Source organism: Agrobacterium sp. 10T429, from assembly GCF_056393925.1.
Window position 1 is genome coordinate 1 of sequence record NZ_JBFTGV010000098.1, and the last position, 361, is coordinate 361.

A 361-nucleotide genomic window follows, 5' to 3' on the forward strand; every position below is an offset into this window, starting at 1 on the left:
GGCTTACGACAGACCGGTGCTGGTGCTATCCCGTCAGTTGGCCGGCACGCCGGTGCCGGAAGCGTTGCAGGGGAAGGTGCGCTTCTCGAACTGCACGCCCTCGGACGCGATGGCGCAACTCGCGAGCGAAGGCGTGCGCCGCGTCTATGTCGACGGCGGCCAGGTGGTCCAGTCGTTCCTGCGCGACAGTTTGATCGCTGACATGGTGGTGACTACGGTCCCGGTGCTGATCGGGACCGGCATACCGTTGTTCGGCGCCCTGCCGCAAGACGTAAGTCTGGCGCTAGAGTCAAGCCGGCACTTTCCATCCGGCCTGGTGCAGTCGACCTACCGCGTATTGCGCTGATTACCGGGAGCGGCC

1 protein-coding gene is annotated in these 361 nt (G+C 65.4%); it reads left to right on the forward strand.

Annotated elements, in window-relative coordinates; translation table 11 throughout:
* On the forward strand, window positions 1-346 hold a 346-nt coding region (locus AC1DCP_RS26705; protein WP_476774917.1), incomplete at its 5' end, for a dihydrofolate reductase family protein.
* Window positions 347-361: the final 15 nt, after the last annotated feature.